Here is a 19,220-nt window from a genome sequence, read left to right as displayed (position 1 = left end):
GGCCGCGCCTATTCGATCACGCGGCCGCGCACCATGGTAAAATCGACGCTTTCAAGCGTGGTCACATCATTGAGAGGGTTGCCGTCCACCGCGATCAGATCGGCTGAATAGCCCGGCGCAATCCGGCCAATCTCGCCCTCCATGCCGAGAATTTGGGCCGCGCCTGTGGTGGCGGCAGCGATGGCCTCACGACTGGACATTCCGCCTGCAACCATCAGCGCAAACTCGCCCGCATTTTCGCCATGCGGAAAGACGCCAGCATCGGTGCCGAATGCAATGTTGACGCCATATTCGCGGGCTCGCGGAATGATCGTATCGGCGATCTCGCTCACGGCGCGGATTTTTTCTTCAACGACGGGTGTGTAGAACCCGGTGCCAAGGTTTTCCTTGATCCCCTGAAACGCCATCAGCGTAGGCACCAAAGTTGTCCCGCTGGCTTTCATCGCACGCGCTGCGGCCTCGTCCATGTAGGTGCCGTGCTCAATGGTGTGGACGCCCGCCTTGGCTGCCGCTTCGATGCCGCGCGCGCCATGTGCGTGCGCTGCAACTTTAAGGCCAAGCAATTCAGCCGTTTCGACAATTGCTTCCATTTCTTCAGCGGTGAAGTGCTCTTCCAGGCCTCGGCCTTGTTGGGAAAGCACACCGCCCGTTGCCGTGATCTTGATCAGATCGGCACCGTATTTGGAGGCTTGGCGCACCTTTTCAGAGCATTCGACAGCGCCAGTGCAGGTAAAGCCTGATGCAAGCACGTCATTCACATGCTTGTGGAATCCGTTCACATCGCCGTGCCCGCCGACAATGCTGATCGTGCGCGCAGAGGTGACAATACGGGGGCCGGGTACGATCCCCTGCTCTGTCGCCGTACGAAGGCTTTGCGTCACTTGATCAGTGCGCGAACCCAGATCGCGCACTGTGGTGAAGCCAGCGAGCGCCGTGATCCGCGCGTTCTTTGCCGCGATCAGCGTGTAGTATTCAGGGGGCGTTGTCGCCGCGCGCCAGAACTCACCCGATGGATCACCCGAAAGGTGCGTGTGGAGGTCGATCAGACCGGGCATCACGGTCTTGTCGCGGAGGTTTATCTGCGTCGCATTGGACGGCACGATCGGTAAAAAGCCATCCTCAACCCCGACAATCCGGCCGTTTTCGATCAGGATTGTGGTTTCACCGCGCGGCTCGCTGTTTGCATCCTCAAGCACGGCGCCCGCGAAAACAATCGTATCAACATTCGACTGCGCGTGGCTTGGAAGAGAGAACGTCGCTGCCAGCGCTGCCAAAGCAGCGGACGATCCGCCGAACACCTTCCGAAGCAAACCCATTTGTATTCTCTCCCCTTTTATCCTGCGTGGTTGATGGGCCGCGGCGCGTTCAATGGCAACCCCTTCAATCCGCCCATATGGGCCATTTGCCATTCATCGATCCGTCGCTATGAGAGCGCTCACCACCGTATTTCTATTGGGGACCACCACAAAAATGACCCGGATCTTGACTGTTTCCGCCACACTGCTGGCCACAGCATCCATTACCGCCACCGCCCAAGCCCGCCCGATGACGCCCGAAGATGTCGCCAAGCTTGAAAGCGTTGGCACGATGGCTGTCGCGCCTGACGGACAAAGCATCGCATTCACCACATCCAGCCTTCCCGATGTGACCGAAGGCGAAGACAATGGCGGGTTCAAGGGCGAACTGAAAGTTGCAAACGCGCCCGACACAGCGCGCGCTTACCTGCCCGATGATATCAGCCCATCAGGGGTCGCCTTTTCACCCGATGGCAGCATGATCACTTTCATGTGGTCAAAGGATGATGAGGAACGCGCCGTCTGGGGCGTGCCGGTTGATGGGGGAACCTATCGCAAGCTTGCCGCCGCCGAAGATGCCGAAGTGCGCTCTTACAAATTCAGCCCCGATGGTAGCGTCATCTACATGCTCGCTGGACCGGTTGAGGACAAACAACGCACCAAGCAGAAAGAAGCGGGCTTTAACGCCAAGGTTTACGAAGAAGAGTTCCGCCCGGCGCGCATGCTTGTCGCGCAGATGGGTGATGAAGTGGACGAAGCCCCGCGCGAGATTTCGCTCCCCGGCTTTGTGAGTGCATTCGATATCGCCCCTGATGGCTCGTTTGCTATCGTCGATACCGCTCCGACGCCGCTGGTCGATGACAGCTACACCAAGAAGCGCGTGAACATCATCGATCTTTCAGATGGCGCGGTGCGCGCAGTGGTTGCGACGCCGGGCAAGATTGAAGACGTTGAGATCTCGCCTGACAGCACGCAATTGTCGCTGATCGCCGGGATCGACATGAACGATCCGGCGGCAACCACCTTGCACCTCGTCGACATTACGACAGGCGAATATCGCGCGCTCAATCAAGGCGCTCCCGAAGCGGCCGTTGATGCCGAATGGCTGGCCGACGGAAGGCTGGCAGCTGTAGTCCATGTGGGCGCGCAAAGCGTGCTGCGCTTCTACAACGCCGATGGCAGCGTGGCGGGTCAAGCTGATCCGGGCGAGCTTATCCTTACCCGGATTGAGCAGGCTGGCGGCACCGTGGCATTCGCCGCCAATGCCCCGCAGCACCCGACCGAATTGTTCGTCTGGAATGACGGAGCGTTTGACCGCTGGACCAGCCACAATCCATGGCTGTCCGAAATCACGTTCGGCAATCAGCGCGCATACCAGTACACCGCCACAGATGGCACGACCATCGAAGGCGTCCTGATCGAGCCTGTTGGCGGTGCCCCACGCGGCGGCGCTCCCACGATCATGAATGTCCACGGTGGCCCCGAAGCGCATGAATCAAACGGCTGGCAGACCGCGTATTCCAAGCCTGGCCAGGTTGCGGCAGGCCAGGGATACGCCGTGTTCCTGCCCAATTATCGCGGCTCAACCGGATACGGCACGGCATTTTCAAAAGCGCACCAGGGCCGCTACACCGATCCTGAATTCCGCGACATCGTCGATGCGAAGCGGGCTCTTGTTGCAGAAGGCATCACTGATCCCGATCGCACCGGCATCACCGGCGGCTCTTATGGCGGCTATGCGAGTGCATGGGGCGCGACATATTACTCAGACGAATACGCGGCCAGCGTGATGTTTGTCGGCATTTCCAATCAGGTTTCGAAGTTCGGCACCGGCGATATCCCTTACGAAATGTACAACGTTCACAGCCTCAAATGGCCGTGGGACGATTGGGAAGCTATGCTGCGCGTCTCGCCCGTCTATCACGTCGATAAAGCGAACACGCCGACGCTCATCATGCACGGCGAAGAGGACACGCGGGTTGATCCGGGCCAAAGCCTTGAGCTGTATCGCAGCATCAAAGTGCGCAAACCGGAAGTGCCCGTCCGCCTCGTCTTCTACCCCGGCGAAGGCCACGGCAACCGCATCGCCGCCAGCCGCTATGACTACAATCTGCGGATGATGGAGTGGTTCGACACGTACCTCAAAACAGGCGACCGCCGAGCAGAAATGCCAGCCCCCCGTCCGCAACTAGCGGAAGGAGCCGAGGGCGCCTATCCCGAAGAGGAAGACGAGGATTGATCTGCGTTTCTCCCCTATCTGAATAAGGGAGGGGAGTAATAACACGGTGCCAAGTCGGCAGCCAAAGCTGCCGCAAGGGTGACCACCCGCCCGCAGATGGCCGGAGCTCGGATATCTCCGGGCGAAGGAACAGCATCGAGGACGAGCGCGCGGATGCGCGCTCGCAAGCTCAGAACGTATACGCCACACCCAAGCCGGCGATAAACTGGTTGGCATTACCGCGTATGTCGGTGAAGGGCGTGTCTGCTGCATCACCGATCATGCGGGTGTACCCTGCGATGGTGTAGATACTGAAGCCGCCATTCAATGCGTTCCCGTCCAGATCGTTCGTAATAATCGCAAGCGCGCTTAGCGAATTGAGGCCGCCATCGGCGTTAAAGACAGGGAGCCCGCTGGTCAGGCTGTCGGCAGGGTTCACGTTGAAATAGTATTCGGCAAAACTGTCATCGACAAACTGCGCGCCGAAATTGAGATTGACGAGTGTGCCGGTGCCGATTGGCTTTGAATATCCGATGCTGGGTTCGACCACCATGCCATCATGCGCGCCAGCCACATCCCAGCGCGCTTGGGCTCCTATGGAAAGCCTATCGCCCCGGGTAAAGACGCCGGGAAAGGTGACGCCAGCGTCCAGGCCAACTTCGACCGCAAGATCGAGGTCTTCCAATTGCTCGACCACGTCATCTTCGATCTGGTTGACGCGGTCATTGCGGATACGGAATGCGGGGCCGAGATTGAAGATCGGGTCGGTGCTCGGCGCAAGCGATGGCGCCTTGCTCAGCACATCGAGAGCGATACCGGGGCCATTGGGGCGCAGACCCACTCCGCCGACGCGTCCGACGATCAGCGGGAGTGGGAAAGGGACGTAATCATCTGACCCTGCATAGCTCGGCACCAGCCCTGCGCCGATGCCGACCGTGACCCAGGTGTCATCAAAAACAGGCTTGAAGCCAAGACCGGCGGGCGGGCCGGCTGGCGGCCCTTCACCCTGCCCTTGCTGCTCCATACCGGAAGGCGGGCCTTGTTGCTGCTCGCTTTCATTCGACGCGTCCTCAGCCAATAGCGGGGATGCTGTGAATGCAAGCGCGACAAAAGCCGTTGCTGCGGGGAGGGATTTCAAGCGGGACTTAGAGAGGAGAGGCATGGGGGGCGACCTTTCGTTTCAGCCACTCAACCACCTGATCCTTTAGCGGTTCCCTCAATTCGGCCTGCGGTTCACCCCTTAGGCCGCGCCGCCGCCCGCTGCCTGCCATTCGGCAATCGCGTCAATCGGGAACAGCAGCATAATCACCGTCAGCGTCAATCCATCGCGCACTACCAGCGCTGCGACCACTTCCATGATGATGGCAGCGATAATGGTGACTTTCACAGGCAGTTTCATCGCGAGGTAGAAGCCGACGGCCATCCAGCCGATATCAGCGGTAGAATTGAGCACACTATCGCCTGAATAGCCCCAATTGGCCGTAACCGAGCGGAACCGATCAATCACCATCGGCGTGTTTTCGAGCACTTCCCACGCCGCTTCCAAAAACACCGCAAGCGGCAATCCCCATCGAACCGCGTTCTCCCCACCGATCTTCCACTTGCTGAACAGCAGCCAGCCGAGCGCGTAAAAAATTGGACCATGGATGATATGGCTGGGCGTGTACCAATCGGCGATATGCTGAGAATTGCCCATCGAATTGATGTCGCCATGCCACAGCTTCACATACCCGCATTCACAAATCGGCGGTCGGTCCATCGCAAGCAGGATCAAAACAGCCGCAATCGTGATGCCGATGGAAACGATGATCGTGGTGCGATCCGGGATAAGCTGAGCCATGCGCAAGCTTCTGATGTGGCAAGAGACTTCGCGCAAGCCGCGCTGCCAAACGCACCGGGGATTGTGTGTAACATTGCTCGAACACTCACTTAAGCCTAGGGCATTGAACAGATGAGCGATTCAAAAGCAGAAACGGGCGCCAAAACCGAAGCAGACGTCGTTATTGTCGGCGGCGGCCTGGCCGGTGGCTTGCTGGCGCTTGCATTGCATAATCGCGTACCCGATTGCCGGTTTGTGCTGCTCGATGCGGGGGATAGCCTTGGCGGCAATCACCGCTGGAGCTGGTTTACGAGCGATCTTGAGGATGCGGCGACCGATCTGCTTTCCGCTTTTCCGTTGAATGCCTGGGATGAGGGGTACGAGATTCACTTCCCCCGCTATGGGCGCACTTTGCCGACAAGTTACCGCTCCATGGCGAGCGAGGACTTTCACAAAGTCTTGATGGCGACGCTGCCGCAAGGATCGGTGCGTTTGGGCACCAGCGCCCGTGAATTGGACGCAAACGGTGTCACTCTGGAGGATGGCTCGCGCATTGATGCAAAACGCGTGATCGACTGCCGCACGTTCACCTCAAGCGAGAACCTAGCAGGCGGCTGGCAGGTATTCCTTGGCCAGCATATCCGCACCGATCAGCCCCACGGCCTCACCCGCCCTGTCATCATGGATGCAACCGTCGATCAGGTTGCGCCGTATGGCAATGGCGCAGCGTATCGATTTGTCTACGTCCTGCCTTTGGCCGAAGACGAGGTGTTTATCGAAGACACCTATTACGCTGATCACGCCAAGATGGACAAAGACCAGCTGTGGTCACGCACGCAGAATTATGCCCGGGCCAATGGGCTGACCGGCGAAGTCATCGGCCACGAAACCGGCATTTTGCCTGTGGTCAGCGGCGGGAATTTCGATGCCGTGCTTGATGAATTGCGCATTCCCGGCGTCGCAATTGCGGGATCGCGTGGCGGGTTTTCACATCCGCTTACCAGTTACACCCTGCCCTTTGCCGCCGATAACGCGCTGGCGATTGCCGATCTGCTCGCCCGCGCGCCAGAGACAACGGGCGAAGACCTCGCACGCTTTTGCGAAACTCGCGCCCGCGCGCATTGGCAAAGCATGAGCTTTTACCGCACTCTAGTGCGCATGCTGTTCGAAGCGGCAGACCCGGAACAGCGCGTCGTCGTCCTTCAAAGGTTTTACGGACTTTCCGGCCCGCTGGTGGAACGTTTCTATGCCGGCGACAGTTCATTGGCCGACAAGGTGCGCATCCTCACGGGCAAGCCTCCCGTAGCTATCACAAGGGCGATGCGCGCCCTCTTTTCGCCCGGAATACCACTCAGTACGGAGAAACCGGCATGAACGCCGATGCAAAGCTCGATCTCTCACCCGCGAAGGCGGCAGGTAAGGGCATCAACCCTGACATCGCCAAGAAGTATGAGGGCAAAACGGCCTGCGTCATTGGTGCAGGCTTTGGCGGCATGGCGCTTGCAATCCGGCTGCAATCGCACGGCATCGCGACAACGGTTGTCGAAGCGCGCGACAAGCCCGGTGGCCGCGCCTATTTCTGGGAAAAGGACGGCTTCACGTTTGACGCAGGCCCCACAGTCGTCACCGATCCGCCGTGTCTTGAGGAACTTTGGGAGCTGACCGGCCACGACATCGCAGAAGATGTCGAGCTCATGAAAGTCATGCCGTTCTACCGCCTCAACTGGCCCGACGGGACAAACTTCGATTATTCGAATGACGAAGACGAATTGAACGCGGAAATCGCAAAGCTGAACCCGGATGATGTGGTCGGGTACAGCCGGTTTCTCGAATACTCGGCCCGGGTTTACGAGGAAGGCTACCTGAAACTGGGCACGAAGCCGTTCCTCGATTTCAAGACCATGCTGAAAGCCGCTCCCGCTCTGGTGCGCGAGCAGGCCTGGCGAAGCGTCTATTCGATGGTGTCCAGCTATATCAAACACCCCAAACTGCGCGAGGCATTCAGCTTTCACTCGTTGCTGGTGGGCGGCAATCCGATGCGCACCAGCTCAATCTATGCGCTTATTCACAAGCTCGAAAAAGATGGCGGTGTTTGGTGGGCGCGCGGCGGGACCAACCGCCTGATTGCGGGCATGGTTCGTCATTTTGAGCGCCTCGGCGGCACAATGCGCGTCGGCGATCCGGTGGTGCAGGTTCACACAATCGGCACGCGCGCCGATGAAGTTGAGACCAAATCGGGTTGGAAAGAGCGCTTCGATGCTGTCGCTTCCAATGGCGATATCATGCATTCTTACAAGGATTTGCTTTCTGATTCCCAGCGCGGTCAGAAGATGGCGAAGTCCTTGTCACGCAAGAGCTTTTCGCCTTCGCTCTTCGTCGTCCACTTCGGGCTCGAAGGCACATGGCCGGGCATCGCGCACCACATGATCCTGTTTGCGCAGCGTTATAAGGGCCTGCTCGATGACATCTTCTCAAATGGCGTTCTGCCTGAGGATTTCGCGATCTATCTCCACCACCCGACTGTGACAGATCCCAGCATGGCGCCCAAGGGTAAGAGCACGTTCTACGCTCTCGTTCCCGTTGCGCATATGGGCAAGATGCCGGTTGATTGGGACGAGGTTGGGCCAAAGCTTGAAAAGATGGTCCTCGATGAAATCGGGCGGCGCCTGATCCCGGACATTCACGATCGGATCGTGACGAAATTCAGCTATGCGCCCAAGGATTTCCAGCAGGATCTATCGGCGCACATGGGCAGCGCGTTCAGCTTGGAACCGCTCCTGTGGCAAAGCGCATATCTTCGCGGCCACAACCGCGATGATGTGATCGAGAATTTCTACCTCGTCGGCGCAGGCACGCACCCGGGCGCAGGCATTCCGGGCGTTGTGGGGTCGGGAAAGGCAACCGCTGGGATTATGCTGGAAGACTTGAAGGTGAAGGCACCTGCGTAAATCCTGCCCCTCGGGGAGGGGGACCCAAGCGAAGCTTGGTGGAGGGGCACAGCAAGGCATGATCACAGGCCCAAGACAAACCATAAAACTCGCCCGCAAATTGCGCAGCGAAATGTCGCTACCCGAAACGCTCCTCTGGCAAGAACTGCGCAAATGCCCCGGCGATTACAAGTTCAGAAGACAACACCCTGCAGGCCGCTATGTCCTCGACTTTTACTGTGCAAAGGCAAAGCTGGATATTGAGGTAGATGGACGCGCCCATGATACCCGCCGGGCAGTGGACGCAGATCGCGCTCGTTCGCACTTCCTCCGGTCAAAGGGCATTGCCACCACGCGTATCCCAGCGAAACTTGTGCTTGAAGATATGGACGCAGTGATTAGGCGCATCGTCCAAATATGTGATGAAAGGCTAGTCGCTTTGAACAACATGCCCCTCCACCATCCTGCGGATGGTCCCCCTCCCCATACTGAGGAGGATCTATGAAACGTATCGCAATTTACTGCGGCTCAGCCTCGCCTGCTGATCCGCGCTATATCGAACTTGCTGAGGATGTCGGCGCTGCTCTTGCTCAACGCGGGATTGGCGTAGTCTATGGCGGCGGCAGGCTTGGCCTGATGGGCGCTGTGGCCAAAGGCGCCAAGCAGGAAGGCGGCGAGGTTATCGGCGTTATTCCCGATGCGCTCATCAAGTCCGAAGTGGCCAATCCCGAATGTGATGAATTGATCGCGGTATCGGGAATGCATGAACGCAAGCAGAAGTTCACCGATCTATCCGATGGCTTCGTGACGCTTCCGGGCGGGGTCGGGACGATGGACGAATTGTGGGAAGCGATGAGCTGGGCACAGCTCGGCTATCATTCGGACCCGGTTGGGCTGCTCAACGCCTTTGGCTTTTACGATGATCTAATCGCCTTCAACGCGAAAATGGCCGAGGTAGGATTTGTTAGGCCAGTGCATTCGAACATTCTGATCGCGGCAGAGACCCTTCCTGATCTGCTGGACAAGATGGAAAGCTATCAACCGCATACACCGATCTTCCAGATGAAGGCGGAAGATCTGTAAGATACCACCACCATGGGCGTCGAACCGAACATTCAATCCACTCGCCGCGAGGCTCTCGTTGAACACTCCCGCCTTGCCATAAAGCAAGGCTCGCAAAGCTTTTCTGCAGCGGCGCGTCTGTTCGACAAGGAGACGCGTGAGCGCGCCTGGCTGCTTTATGCCTGGTGCCGACGGTGCGATGATATTGCCGATAATCAGGTGATGGGCGGCGAACTGGGCGATCAGTCCGATTTGGATAGCCGCCTTGCCCTCATCCGAAAGCTCACCGGCAAAGCCTTTGAAGGAAAGCCGACAGGTGACCCCGCCTTTGACGCGTTCGGTATCGTTGCAAAGGAAGTTGGCCTTACGCCGCAAATGGCCGAAGACGTCATTGCTGGATTTGCGCTTGATGCCGAGGATTGGCGCCCACGGACCGAGGCGGACATGATGCGATATTGCTATCATGTCGCGGGCGCTGTGGGCGTGATGATGGCAGTGGTGATGGGCGTTAACCCACACGATAGCGACACACTCGACCGCGCGAATGATCTGGGTCTCGCTTTTCAGCTTTCCAACATTGCGCGCGATATCGTTGAAGATGATGCAGCGGGGCGCTGTTATCTGCCGATGGAATGGCTGGTCGAACAGGATATCGAGCCCGGCCAGCACACCAAACCGCATCACCGCGAGGAACTTGCCGAAATGGCCGCACGTCTTGTGGCGCTCGTCGAAAAGCATGAAGCGGCCGCTCGAGTAGGCGCAGAGCGACTGCCTTTTCGCAGCCGCTGGGCAGTCTTGTCCGCAGCACGTATCTATGGCGCGATCGGCCGCAAGGTAAGAAAGCGCGGGATCGAAGCGTGGAACAGCCGCACCTATGTGCCGCGCGCGGAAAAGGCGCTGTATGGTGCACGCGCGTTTCTTTCAGCCGTCATCAATCGCGAGAAACACCCCGACGGCCCGATCACGTGGGGCATTGCCGATTTTCGGCCTCAACCTCAGTAAACCCGTTCATGCTGAGCTTGTCGAAGCATTGTCTTTTTTTGAATGTCAGGATCGAAAGCGGAAGAGCAACCCTTCGACAGGCTCAGGGTGAGCGGTTTTCTTCCGCGCGATTGTGGCCTAACCTTTAATCCATGATCAATCGCACCATCGCCGCAGTGCTAGCCATCACTGCCACACCTCTTTCCGCTGAAGAACTCAATCGCGACAGAGAAGCGCTTCAAGTCAGGGGTGCCGTCGATGCGTTCTTCGATGCGCTGCGCTCACCTGACAAAACTGCTCTTGCCGAGGCGATGATCCCTGATGGTGTCATATTCATTCACGATCGCCGCGAACCTGAGGAGCCGAATATCCGGATCGTCACCGCAGGCGAGCATCTGAAAGCGTGGGAGACCTCTCCACAGGGCACGGACGAGTACATGTATTACTCAGACGTGAAGGTCGACGGGACGATGGCGCATGTTTGGGGCCCCTATGTCTTTCTTTTGAATGGCGAGCGCACCCATTGCGGCATCAATTCGATGAGCCTTGCGAAGTTTCGCTCCGACCACTCAACCGGCGGGGGTTGGAAAGTCACCAATACCAGTTTCACCATGACCTCGCTGGATGAATGCGATGCCTTGAACGCTCCCAATCCGATCAGCACCATTCCGACACCCGAGCCGGAGTGACACGGATCAAATGACCTGGGCCAAAGAACTCGAAGAACTGCGCGTGCGCGAAACGCTCGCGGAACAAATGGGCGGGTCGGAGAAAGTCGCACGTCAGCATTCGCGCGGCAAAATGGATGCGCGCGCAAGGCTGGCGGCGATTTGCGATCCGGGATCCTTCCGCGAAATTGGCAAGATCGCTGGCAAAGGATCGTACGATGACAAAGGCGATCTGACTGGCCTTACCCCTGCCCCATTCCTGTTCGGCAAAGCCACCGTGCATGGCCGCCCAGTGGTTGCGACAGCCGATGATTTCACCATCCGAGGCGGTGCGGCTGATGCAGGCATTGCGCGCAAAATGGTGCAGGCCGAACAAATGGCGCATGAGCTGAAGCTCCCCATCATCAAGATGATCGATGGCACGGGCGGCGGCGGCAGCGTCAAGACGCTGGAGCAGATCGGCGCGACCTACATCCCCGCCGTGCCCGGCTGGGGTGATGTCGTGTGCAATCTCGACACGGTGCCTGTGGTGGCGCTCGCGCTTGGTCCAACAGCGGGGCTTGGCGCAGCGCGTCTGGCTGCCAGCCATTATTCGATAATGGTGCGCGGGCTAAGCCAGGTATTTGCCGCTGGCCCTGCTGTCGTCGCAGCGATGGACGGCGATGAGGGCACCGATCCGAGGGACAAAGAAGCGCTTGGCGGCGCTGACATTCATACCCGCAACGGTGTGTGTGATGATGAAGTGGGGAGCGAAGCTGAAGCTTTTGCCCGTGCACGCCATTTCCTGTCTTTCATGCCTGAGCATGTCGGACAGCTTGCCCGCCGTTCTAACTGCACCGATCCGGTCAACCGCAAGGAAGAGGCGCTGTTGAGCCTTGTCCCCCGCGCTCCGAATGAGGTTTATTCGATGCGCCGGTGCCTTGATATGGTCTTCGACACCGGCACCGTTTTCGAGATCGGCAAGCATTGGGGCCGCGCGGCGATCACCGCCCTCGCCCGCCTTGATGGCTGGCCCGTGGCTATCGTTGCAAGCGATCCTTCATTCCTTGGTGGATCGTGGGAAGCCAAGACTTCCGAAAAGGTCGAACGCTTCGTCAAATTGGCAGACCAGTTCCGGCTACCCATCGTGCATCTGGTCGACAATCCGGGCTTTATGATCGGGCGCGAGGCGGAAATGGCGGGGACAATCCGCTATGGGGTGCAGGCGATGAACGCGATCTATCGCGCCACCGTGCCGCTCGCCAGCATCGTCATGCGCCGCGCTTACGGGATTGCGGGTAGCGCGATGAGCAATGCGGACAGATATCAGTACCGGTTCTGCTGGCCGTCGGGCGATTGGGGCTCGCTTCCCATCGCTGGCGGGCTGGAAGTTGCCTACAAGTCCGAACTCGAAGCCGCCGACGATCCAGAGGCTGAATTAGAATCGATCAAGGAACGACTTGGCAAAGTCACCTCGCCATTCCGATCAGCCGAACGCTTCAACGTCGAGGACATAATCGACCCACGCGACACGCGGCCTCTGCTTTGTGAATTTGCCGATCTCGCTTGGCGGCGCTTACGGGCGGAACACTAACAGCCCCGCATCCCCGATGGAAAACGCTGCGTTGCCTGGGGCGGTTTGAACAAACGACCTTTTTCGCTGAACAGAACCAGCAGCAGGCAAACGACCCCGCTTGCCAACAAGGCCAACGCCAGCGGGCGAGCTGTCCCATCGAAGGCGTATCCAATCGCCCCGCCGATCAGCGAAGCACTCGTCATGCGGACGAAGGCATGGGCCGAACTTGCTGCCCCTGCGATATGGAAGAACGGGTTCATTGCGATGGAGCTGAAATTGCTGCCGATAAAGCCGAGAAGCGCCATATTGATCGCCATTAGCGGCACGAATTGCCACAGGCTTTCATCGGGCTGGAATGCAAAGAACACTTGCAACGCTGCGACGGCGATAAATGCGAACATCGCAGTGTGGCTGACGCGGCGCGCTCCGAACCGTTCGACGATCCGCGAATTGGACCAACTGGCAATCGCCATGGATCCGGCACACGCGAAAAATACGTAAGGAAACGCGTCCGGCGCGCCGAACCCGTCGCTGATCAACTGCTGCGATGAATTGATGAACCCGAACAAAGCGCCAAACACCAGGGTACTGCCCAAGACATAGCCGATCACGGAACGATCGCTCAGCGCGCTCAACATGTTGCGGCCGATCACCACCGGGAGGATTTCCTGGCGATTTTCAGGATCAAGGCTTTCAGGAAGACGTGCGTAAATCCAAAGGCCCATCAACACGCCCTGCACTGCCATGGCGGCAAAGATCATCCGCCAGCTGCCCGTCGCTGCCAGAATGGCTTCGCCGATAAACGGAGCGACGGCGGGCACCATGAGGAAGATCACAAAGATAAGGCTCATCATCTTCGCCATTTTGTCACCGCCCACACGGTCTCTGATGATGGCAGGCGGCAGCGCGACGATGCCCGCAGCAAAGAATCCGGATGCGGCACGCACCGCGATCAATTGTTCAAACGTGGTGATGAGCGCGCAGGCGATGGCGAGGACGACGTAAACACCTATTGCTGTGAACAGAACAGGTCGCCTTCCAAACCGGTCAGCCAATGCGCCCGGCACCAGCGCGCCCATGCCAGCTGTCAGCAGATAGACGCCGATCACGAACTGGCGATCATTGCCCTCGGCGACGCCCAATTCCAGCGCCATATCGTCAAGCGCGGGCAGCATCGCATCGATGCCAAAAGCTTGAAGCGCCATCAGAAGCGCCATCATCCAGATAAGCTCGGTCTCACCCACTTTCTTGGAAATGGTCGTTTGAGTAGCGCCAGATTGTGGGAGAGGTGCCGCCATCGCTGCCCCTTTGCCCGAGGGCGCCGATGGTGACCACTGTTCTTTTCGCATGTGCACAAAATACTTCAGCGGCGCGATTGTTCCTTGTGAAGGTTCCTTATGTCCGCTGTGCGGCCTATCTTGGCACCGCAATGAGCAGCGATGCATCTCCTTCTGCTGAAATGGATGAGGCGGCTGAAAACGGCCTCAGGAAGATCATCCATGTCGATATGGATGCGTTTTTCGCGAGCGTTGAGCAGCGCGATCATCCGGAATTGCGCGGCAAACCAGTGGCGGTAGGCGGATCGAGCGGGCGCGGCGTGGTGGCGGCTGCCAGCTATGAAGCGCGTAAGTTTGGCGTCAGATCGGCCATGCCATCGGTGACGGCGAAACGGTTGTGCCCCGATCTCGTTTTCGTGCGGCACCGGTTTGATGCGTATAAGGAGGCGAGCCGTCAAATCCGCAAAGTGTTCGAACATCACACCCCGCATGTTGAGCCGCTAAGCCTTGACGAGGCATTTCTTGACGTTACCGAAGATCGCCTTGGCATAGGCAGCGCCACCCGCATTGCTGAGCTGATCCGGCAGGAAATCCGCGCGAAAACGCAGCTGACCGCGAGTGCAGGTGTGTCTTACAATAAGTTTCTCGCCAAAATTGCCTCTGACCAGAACAAGCCTGATGGCATGTGCGTCATCCGTCCCGGGCAGGGCGCGCAGTTTGTGGCCGGTCTCCCCATCAGGCGGTTCCACGGCGTCGGGCCCAAGGCGGAAGAAAAGATGAAGCGGCTCGGTATTGAAACTGGGGCTGATCTCGCAGCAAAAGACATCGCCTTTCTGCGGAGCCATTTTGGCAGCATGGCTGATTACCTCTACCGCGCGGCTCGCGGCATCGACCTGCGGCCTGTGCGCGCCCACCGCATTCGCAAATCCGTCGGCGGAGAGCGGACATTTAGCGAGGATATCGGCGGTGGTGCAGCCTTGCGAGAGACGCTGGAAAACATCATCGATGTCGTGTGGGACCGGATTGAGGCGGCAAAGATCGATGGGAAGCCTGTGCGCGGCAAGACCATCACGCTGAAGATGAAGTTCAACAATTTCCAGCAGATCACTCGTGCAAAGTCGGTCTCTCACTGGATCGAAACGAAAGAGGAAGTGGCCGAGCTTGGCCGCGCTTTGCTGGATGAGGAATTGCCGCTGCCCATGCCGATCCGGTTGATGGGGCTGACCCTGTCAAACCTTGATCGCGGCGAAACGAAAGAGCCGCCCAAGGATAACGCGCAACTATCGCTGCTTTAAAGGCTGGCAGTTCGCTCTCGCCACGCTGCGATGCGCGACAAGGATATGCGCCCGGTGTTGTCCGGCAGCGCGTCGGCGGCAAAAAAGCTCGCCTCCACCACTTCGCGGCCATCTGGCTTTGGTGTTTGGTCGGTCGTGGCAGCAAACAAATGCCCAATGTGATGCGAGCTCGAAATGACCTCTTCCACGGTTCCGAGACTTTGCATCGACGTGGGAGAAATCTGCAATTCCTCGGCCAATTCGCGCCTCGCCGCAGCAGCGGGATCTTCGCGAGCGCCAATCCCTCCGCCCGGCAAAGCCCATACGGGCGGTCCGTAGGAATGGCGAAGCAGTAGCACTTCGCCGGCCGGATTGGTCAGGATTATCGCAGCGCCCTGAATGGGCTTGCCGCGCCATCGCCGCCAGTAATGCCGAACCTTGTGCGCGTAAGGCATCACCGCGCGGTGAAGCGGTGCGGGGATCGCCTTGATGATCAGGTGAAGCATGTCACCTTGATACCGCGTTCGTTCGCGCCGCGCAGCAGCCGCGCAATGGGCAGATCATGTTCGCCCCGCATCGCGGCTTCAAACACGTCGCGTTTATCCGATGCGCCGCCGAGAGTGAACAGGATCGCATCGCAATTCAGCAATGCGGGCAGCGTCAGCGTGATCCGATCAAACGGGGCGTGCGGCGGCAAGGGATCGGGCGTCAGGCGGCGGACCACTTGTGCATCGCCTGATTGCGGATCGGTGTTGGGGAAAAGCGATGCGATATGGCCATCAGGCCCCATGCCGAGCCAGGTGAGCGCGAAATGCGGCGGCTGGCTGTCTTCACCGAGCGCAACGACCTTTGCCCCCACAGGTTCGAGCAGAGCCCGCATTTTGCCTGTATTCGATGCTTCGTGATCTTCGGGCACGATCCGATCATCGTTGGGCCACACAGAAAGGCTCTTCCAATCCATCTTTTGCTCATTCCGTTTGGTCCAATCGGCCAGCACGGGAAACGGGGTAGAACCGCCCGGCATGGTGATGGCAAACGGTCCGTCACCGCCTGACAGTTTTGCCGCCAACCAATCAGCAATCTCGGCGATGCTTGCGCCTTCAATCATCTCAATATTCTGCATAGCCAAAGCGCATAGCAAAAAGGCCGCTCCCGGCTACACCGGAAACGGCCTTTTCGTGTTCATGGACGCGTTGACCGCGCCTCTCCTGCGTTAATTCTTATCCGAGGATCGAATTGAGGAACCACACGCGCTCTTCTGCCATGTCGGTCCAGTCGTCGATAAGTCCATCGGTTGCGTTATCGCCTGCAGCTTCGGCGGTTTCCTTCATCGCTTTAAGACGTGAAACCATGTTGGCGTTGTCATCACGCAGTTCGCGGATCATCTCTTCTGCTGAGAGTGAGACCTTGTCCTGATCCTTCACCTGCGTGTGCTGTGCAATCATGCCGACTGAGGTAATCGTGTCGCCGCCGATTTTACGGGCGCGTTCACCGATTGCGTCAATCTGGTCGCGAATTTCGATCGCTTGTTCATCGAACAGGACGTGCAGATCGCGGAAACGTGGGCCCTTCACATGCCAGTGAAAGTTCTTTGTCTTAACATAGAGGGCAAAGTGATCGGCCAGCAGTGCGTTGATTTCTGCCACCATCTGGGTTGTCGAATTGTTGTTTGGGTCAAGCATTCTTGTGCTCCTGAATCTGGTGTGGTGAGCGCGAGAAACCATTGAATGGTTGGGGAACCGCGCTTCGTCGGGTTCACTTAATCAACGCATCAGGACCGCGATTGGTTTCGAGAAAAACACATTCGCAGTGATCGTATAAATCGATCACCAGATGACGAAACGAGCGTTCAATCCGATCAATAACCCCGCAACAAACAAACACGCGCCCAGCAAAGGTCGAAGGATAGAAAACGGCAGTCGCGCCAATTTCCGCTCGCCCACAAACCACCCAATTGCGAGTGCCATTGCTCCGCCCAGCGCTCCGCCAATTGCAGCTGCAGGCGCGAAATGGGCGGCCGCGGCAAAAGCAAAGATGATAAAGCGCGGCCCATCAACCATCTGCTTGACCAGCAGAACAAATCCAATAGCGCCGAGCGAGCGTGTTGGTTCCTTCATCGCTCGCACTTTGACAGGCCAGGCAAGCTCGATTGCTGCCGCGACAAGGGCGAAAGCGACAAGCATCGTGCCCGCACGGGTGGGGAGAATGTGCGCAATCGCCGATCCTGCAAATCCCAGCGCCGCCGCACTCAGCCCCGCGCACACTATGGCAACGAAGAGCAGCGGTGCGGCCCGATCCGATGCATCCGAAAGCCGCGCAACCAGCACTTGATCGCGCGCGCCGGCGACGCTCACAAACACAAGCAGCATTGTGAGAAGAAACGTGTCCATGGCGATGTGCCCTACCAGCCACAGCCGTACGCGCCACGGCAAATTCGACAGGTGGCCTCGCCGCTTCATTCGCACTAATCGAGTTTGAAACCGGGAAAGGAAACGCAATGAAACTCGAACAGGGAATGGCCGCAGTCGTGACAGGTGGCGCATCGGGCCTGGGGCGCGCGAGTGCGAAGGCTCTTGCGGACAAGGGCCTGAAAGTCGCGATCTTCGATATCAATGATGAGGCAGGCGAAGAACACGCTGCAGCGATTGGCGGCACATTCCATCATGTCGACATAATGGGTGAGGAAAGCGTCGAGGCTGGTTTTGCCGCAGCGCGCGCTGCCAATGGTCAGGAACGCGTGACAGTGCACTGCGCGATGGCTTCCAAAAGAGGCAAGACAATCGGCTATGACAAGGCAACCGGCGGGTACAAGCGCCTGCCGACGGAAGACTATGCCTTTGGTGCAGAAGGCATACTGGTCGCCAGCTATCGCGTCGCCAGCATATCCGCGCTCGGCATGGCCAATTCAGAGCCCGTGAATGACGATGGCGAGCGCGGTTCAATTACGCTCACTGCCAGTGTCGCCGCACAAGACGGCCAGATCGGTCAGGTTATCTATGGCTCATGCAAGTCCGGGGTGAACGGTTTGGTTCTGCCAATGGCGCGCGATCTGATGGATCTGGGCATTCGGGTGAATTCAGTGATGCCAGGCATTTTTGCGACCCCGCTTATGCTCAGCATGAAAGATCGCAATCCGCAGATGTGGGATCAACTCAACGCCAGCGTCCCCTTCCCAAAACGGCTGGGCGAACCGGAAGAATTTGCATCGCTCATCGTAGAGATTGCCAGCAATACCTACATCAATGGCCATCAATTTAGGCTCGATGGAGCGATCCGCATGCCGCCGAAGTAAGAGTGAGGGCCTTGGCCGCTCAAACAGAGATGATGATCATCTCATGCGGCTCAACCTCAAGCCTGATTTCGTCATCTGACACCCTCTCGATCAAGTCATCGAAGCCAGTGAACAGACCGCGAGAGGGTACACTCACACGTTCATCACGCTGCTGGCGCATCCATGGAAGAAAGTTTCCAAATTTGTTCGCCGGTTCGAAGAACGTGTCATCCCTCACATACTTGTCGATGCGTCTCCACAGCTTTGGAAATACCGGATCAAGCTGATCAACGTCTGGGTTCCAGAAAAGGCCTTTGTTTGTGCGATCCGCAGCCCAAACCCCCGCCCCTTCACACTTCGCTTCCTGGCTGGCATCGGTGCACTTCTCTCGCAAATCATCGAATAAGGTGTCGTAATAGAGAGGGTAGGCCAGACCTGATTGGAGCTGTTTTACGTTGATACTATCTTCGATATCTTCGGGGTCTAACCAGATATCAGCCCCATCTTCATCCGCACGATCCCCTGCAAAAACAAATGCGATAGGCCTTCCGTTTGGCCCTAATTGATTGGTGCAGATATGGCCTCTGCCATCCTGCGACATTGCCAATTGCAGGTTTGCCTCTGTCGCGGCTTCAGCAAATTCCCCTGTGCCCGTTTCCATCGTGTCGATCGCCTCATAGCGAAGTTGAACACTGCCGTTTTGAGCATTGATCTTTGGGCCACGACCACGCCTGCGAAGCCTGAAAATCGGATCAACATTGTCAGGGACAAACCGCAAAGAATCGCCATCCGGCCGGCCAAACTCTGGTACAAAACTGCCTTTGATAAGAGTAAACGGCATAAGAGCCTCCATTGTTGGAAAGAGATGCTCGA

At 58.1% G+C, this 19,220-nt stretch carries 19 protein-coding genes; 10 read left to right on the top strand and 9 right to left on the bottom strand.

Translation table 11 applies throughout. From position 1 onward, the window contains the following. Positions 1 to 8 precede the first annotated feature (8 nt). Positions 9 to 1,316 (bottom strand): amidohydrolase family protein, encoded by a 1,308-nt coding sequence (locus AUC45_RS12365; protein WP_067603012.1) that lies wholly within the window; start codon positions 1,314 to 1,316, stop codon positions 9 to 11. A 154-nt stretch (positions 1,317 to 1,470) separates the two neighbouring features. Between AUC45_RS12365 and AUC45_RS12360 the strand changes: the two genes are divergently transcribed. After that, a complete protein-coding gene (locus tag AUC45_RS12360) occupies positions 1,471 to 3,534 on the top strand; it encodes a S9 family peptidase (RefSeq protein ID WP_067603899.1) in 2,064 nt (687 codons plus the stop codon). A 169-nt stretch (positions 3,535 to 3,703) separates the two neighbouring features. Here AUC45_RS12360 and AUC45_RS12355 read toward each other — a convergent pair whose 3' ends face one another. Together AUC45_RS12355 and AUC45_RS12350 are read right to left on the bottom strand one after the other, a co-directional pair. After that, a complete protein-coding gene (locus AUC45_RS12355) occupies positions 3,704 to 4,675 on the bottom strand; it encodes a MipA/OmpV family protein (protein WP_067603009.1) in 972 nt (323 codons plus the stop codon). Positions 4,676 to 4,753: 78 nt separating this feature from the next. Beyond that, positions 4,754 to 5,353, bottom strand: a complete 600-nt coding sequence (locus tag AUC45_RS12350; RefSeq protein ID WP_067603007.1) for a DUF2585 family protein — start codon at positions 5,351 to 5,353, stop codon at positions 4,754 to 4,756. Positions 5,354 to 5,464: 111 nt separating this feature from the next. On the opposite strand from AUC45_RS12350, the gene crtY reads away from it, so the two are divergent. The 7 genes from crtY to AUC45_RS12315 all read left to right on the top strand — a co-directional run bounded on the left by crtY (position 5,465) and on the right by AUC45_RS12315 (position 12,543). Then, positions 5,465 to 6,706 carry a lycopene beta-cyclase CrtY gene (gene crtY / locus AUC45_RS12345; RefSeq protein WP_067603005.1) on the top strand — a complete coding sequence of 414 codons (1,242 nt, stop codon included), beginning with the start codon at positions 5,465 to 5,467 and terminating at the stop codon, positions 6,704 to 6,706. Further along, positions 6,703 to 8,280, top strand: coding sequence for a phytoene desaturase (locus tag AUC45_RS12340; protein WP_082701113.1), 1,578 nt, complete (start codon positions 6,703 to 6,705; stop codon positions 8,278 to 8,280). Before crtY ends, AUC45_RS12340 begins: the two co-directional genes overlap by 4 nt. A gap of 58 nt (positions 8,281 to 8,338) precedes the next feature. After that, entirely contained in the window at positions 8,339 to 8,764 is a 426-nt protein-coding gene (locus AUC45_RS12335) for an endonuclease domain-containing protein (protein WP_067603003.1), read from the top strand. Next, positions 8,761 to 9,342 (top strand): TIGR00730 family Rossman fold protein, encoded by a 582-nt coding sequence (locus AUC45_RS12330; RefSeq protein WP_067603000.1) that lies wholly within the window; start codon positions 8,761 to 8,763, stop codon positions 9,340 to 9,342. Before AUC45_RS12335 ends, AUC45_RS12330 begins: the two co-directional genes overlap by 4 nt. Positions 9,343 to 9,354: 12 nt before the next feature. Then, positions 9,355 to 10,323, top strand: a complete 969-nt coding sequence (locus tag AUC45_RS12325; RefSeq protein ID WP_067602996.1) for a phytoene/squalene synthase family protein — start codon at positions 9,355 to 9,357, stop codon at positions 10,321 to 10,323. A gap of 131 nt (positions 10,324 to 10,454) precedes the next feature. Beyond that, positions 10,455 to 10,991, top strand: coding sequence for a hypothetical protein (locus AUC45_RS12320; RefSeq protein WP_067602994.1), 537 nt, complete (start codon positions 10,455 to 10,457; stop codon positions 10,989 to 10,991). Between the two features lie 10 nt (positions 10,992 to 11,001). After that, positions 11,002 to 12,543 carry an acyl-CoA carboxylase subunit beta gene (locus tag AUC45_RS12315; protein ID WP_067602991.1) on the top strand — a complete coding sequence of 514 codons (1,542 nt, stop codon included), beginning with the start codon at positions 11,002 to 11,004 and terminating at the stop codon, positions 12,541 to 12,543. On the opposite strand, the gene AUC45_RS12310 is transcribed toward AUC45_RS12315, so the two are convergent. Continuing rightward, the gene (locus AUC45_RS12310) at positions 12,540 to 13,823 is read right to left on the bottom strand and encodes a multidrug effflux MFS transporter (RefSeq protein WP_067602988.1); all 1,284 of its coding nucleotides are present in this window, start codon (positions 13,821 to 13,823) and stop codon (positions 12,540 to 12,542) included. The genes AUC45_RS12315 and AUC45_RS12310 overlap by 4 nt on opposite strands. 131 nt (positions 13,824 to 13,954) lie before the next feature. On the opposite strand from AUC45_RS12310, the gene dinB reads away from it, so the two are divergent. After that, positions 13,955 to 15,097, top strand: a complete 1,143-nt coding sequence (dinB, locus tag AUC45_RS12305) for a DNA polymerase IV (protein ID WP_067603895.1) — start codon at positions 13,955 to 13,957, stop codon at positions 15,095 to 15,097. Here the strand turns inward: dinB and AUC45_RS12300 are convergent. From AUC45_RS12300 to AUC45_RS12285, 4 genes are all read right to left on the bottom strand, one after another. Next, entirely contained in the window at positions 15,094 to 15,582 is a 489-nt protein-coding gene (locus AUC45_RS12300) for an NUDIX domain-containing protein (RefSeq protein WP_067602985.1), read from the bottom strand. The two genes, dinB and AUC45_RS12300, sit on opposite strands and share 4 nt — an antisense overlap. Further along, complete coding sequence (locus AUC45_RS12295) at positions 15,570 to 16,199, bottom strand: 6-phosphogluconolactonase (protein WP_067602982.1); 630 nt, start codon at positions 16,197 to 16,199, stop codon at positions 15,570 to 15,572. Before AUC45_RS12295 ends, AUC45_RS12300 begins: the two co-directional genes overlap by 13 nt. Before the next feature lie 97 nt (positions 16,200 to 16,296). Continuing rightward, positions 16,297 to 16,758 carry a Dps family protein gene (locus AUC45_RS12290; RefSeq protein WP_067602979.1) on the bottom strand — a complete coding sequence of 154 codons (462 nt, stop codon included), beginning with the start codon at positions 16,756 to 16,758 and terminating at the stop codon, positions 16,297 to 16,299. A 144-nt stretch (positions 16,759 to 16,902) separates the two neighbouring features. Further along, a complete protein-coding gene (locus tag AUC45_RS12285) occupies positions 16,903 to 17,466 on the bottom strand; it encodes a hypothetical protein (protein WP_067603893.1) in 564 nt (187 codons plus the stop codon). A 107-nt stretch (positions 17,467 to 17,573) separates the two neighbouring features. Between AUC45_RS12285 and AUC45_RS12280 the strand changes: the two genes are divergently transcribed. Then, complete coding sequence (locus AUC45_RS12280; RefSeq protein WP_067602976.1) at positions 17,574 to 18,368, top strand: SDR family oxidoreductase; 795 nt, start codon at positions 17,574 to 17,576, stop codon at positions 18,366 to 18,368. A gap of 19 nt (positions 18,369 to 18,387) precedes the next feature. Here the strand turns inward: AUC45_RS12280 and AUC45_RS12275 are convergent, their stop codons facing one another. Next, a complete protein-coding gene (locus AUC45_RS12275; protein ID WP_156423842.1) occupies positions 18,388 to 19,188 on the bottom strand; it encodes a hypothetical protein in 801 nt (266 codons plus the stop codon). Positions 19,189 to 19,220: the final 32 nt, after the last annotated feature.

This window comes from Erythrobacter sp. YT30 (assembly GCF_001542875.1).
Lineage (GTDB): Bacteria > Pseudomonadota > Alphaproteobacteria > Sphingomonadales > Sphingomonadaceae > Erythrobacter.
Note: the sequence above shows the minus strand (reverse complement) of the source record. Positions and strands in the feature narration are given on the sequence as shown.

Coding starts and splice junctions, on each gene's coding strand:
- AUC45_RS12350 (WP_067603007.1), bottom strand. CDS start 5,353: ATGGCTCAGCTTATCCCGGATCGCACCACGATCATCGTTTCCATCGGC.
- AUC45_RS12275 (WP_156423842.1), bottom strand. CDS start 19,188: ATGCCGTTTACTCTTATCAAAGGCAGTTTTGTACCAGAGTTTGGCCGG.
- dinB (WP_067603895.1), top strand. CDS start 13,955: ATGAGCAGCGATGCATCTCCTTCTGCTGAAATGGATGAGGCGGCTGAA.
- AUC45_RS12320 (WP_067602994.1), top strand. CDS start 10,455: ATGATCAATCGCACCATCGCCGCAGTGCTAGCCATCACTGCCACACCT.
- AUC45_RS12300 (WP_067602985.1), bottom strand. CDS start 15,582: ATGCTTCACCTGATCATCAAGGCGATCCCCGCACCGCTTCACCGCGCG.
- AUC45_RS12360 (WP_067603899.1), top strand. CDS start 1,471: ATGACCCGGATCTTGACTGTTTCCGCCACACTGCTGGCCACAGCATCC.
- AUC45_RS12295 (WP_067602982.1), bottom strand. CDS start 16,199: ATGCAGAATATTGAGATGATTGAAGGCGCAAGCATCGCCGAGATTGCT.
- AUC45_RS12340 (WP_082701113.1), top strand. CDS start 6,703: ATGAACGCCGATGCAAAGCTCGATCTCTCACCCGCGAAGGCGGCAGGT.
- crtY (WP_067603005.1), top strand. CDS start 5,465: ATGAGCGATTCAAAAGCAGAAACGGGCGCCAAAACCGAAGCAGACGTC.
- AUC45_RS12310 (WP_067602988.1), bottom strand. CDS start 13,823: ATGGCGGCACCTCTCCCACAATCTGGCGCTACTCAAACGACCATTTCC.
- AUC45_RS12315 (WP_067602991.1), top strand. CDS start 11,002: ATGACCTGGGCCAAAGAACTCGAAGAACTGCGCGTGCGCGAAACGCTC.
- AUC45_RS12285 (WP_067603893.1), bottom strand. CDS start 17,466: ATGGACACGTTTCTTCTCACAATGCTGCTTGTGTTTGTGAGCGTCGCC.
- AUC45_RS12330 (WP_067603000.1), top strand. CDS start 8,761: ATGAAACGTATCGCAATTTACTGCGGCTCAGCCTCGCCTGCTGATCCG.
- AUC45_RS12280 (WP_067602976.1), top strand. CDS start 17,574: ATGAAACTCGAACAGGGAATGGCCGCAGTCGTGACAGGTGGCGCATCG.
- AUC45_RS12325 (WP_067602996.1), top strand. CDS start 9,355: ATGGGCGTCGAACCGAACATTCAATCCACTCGCCGCGAGGCTCTCGTT.
- AUC45_RS12365 (WP_067603012.1), bottom strand. CDS start 1,316: ATGGGTTTGCTTCGGAAGGTGTTCGGCGGATCGTCCGCTGCTTTGGCA.
- AUC45_RS12335 (WP_067603003.1), top strand. CDS start 8,339: ATGATCACAGGCCCAAGACAAACCATAAAACTCGCCCGCAAATTGCGC.
- AUC45_RS12290 (WP_067602979.1), bottom strand. CDS start 16,758: ATGCTTGACCCAAACAACAATTCGACAACCCAGATGGTGGCAGAAATC.
- AUC45_RS12355 (WP_067603009.1), bottom strand. CDS start 4,675: ATGCCTCTCCTCTCTAAGTCCCGCTTGAAATCCCTCCCCGCAGCAACG.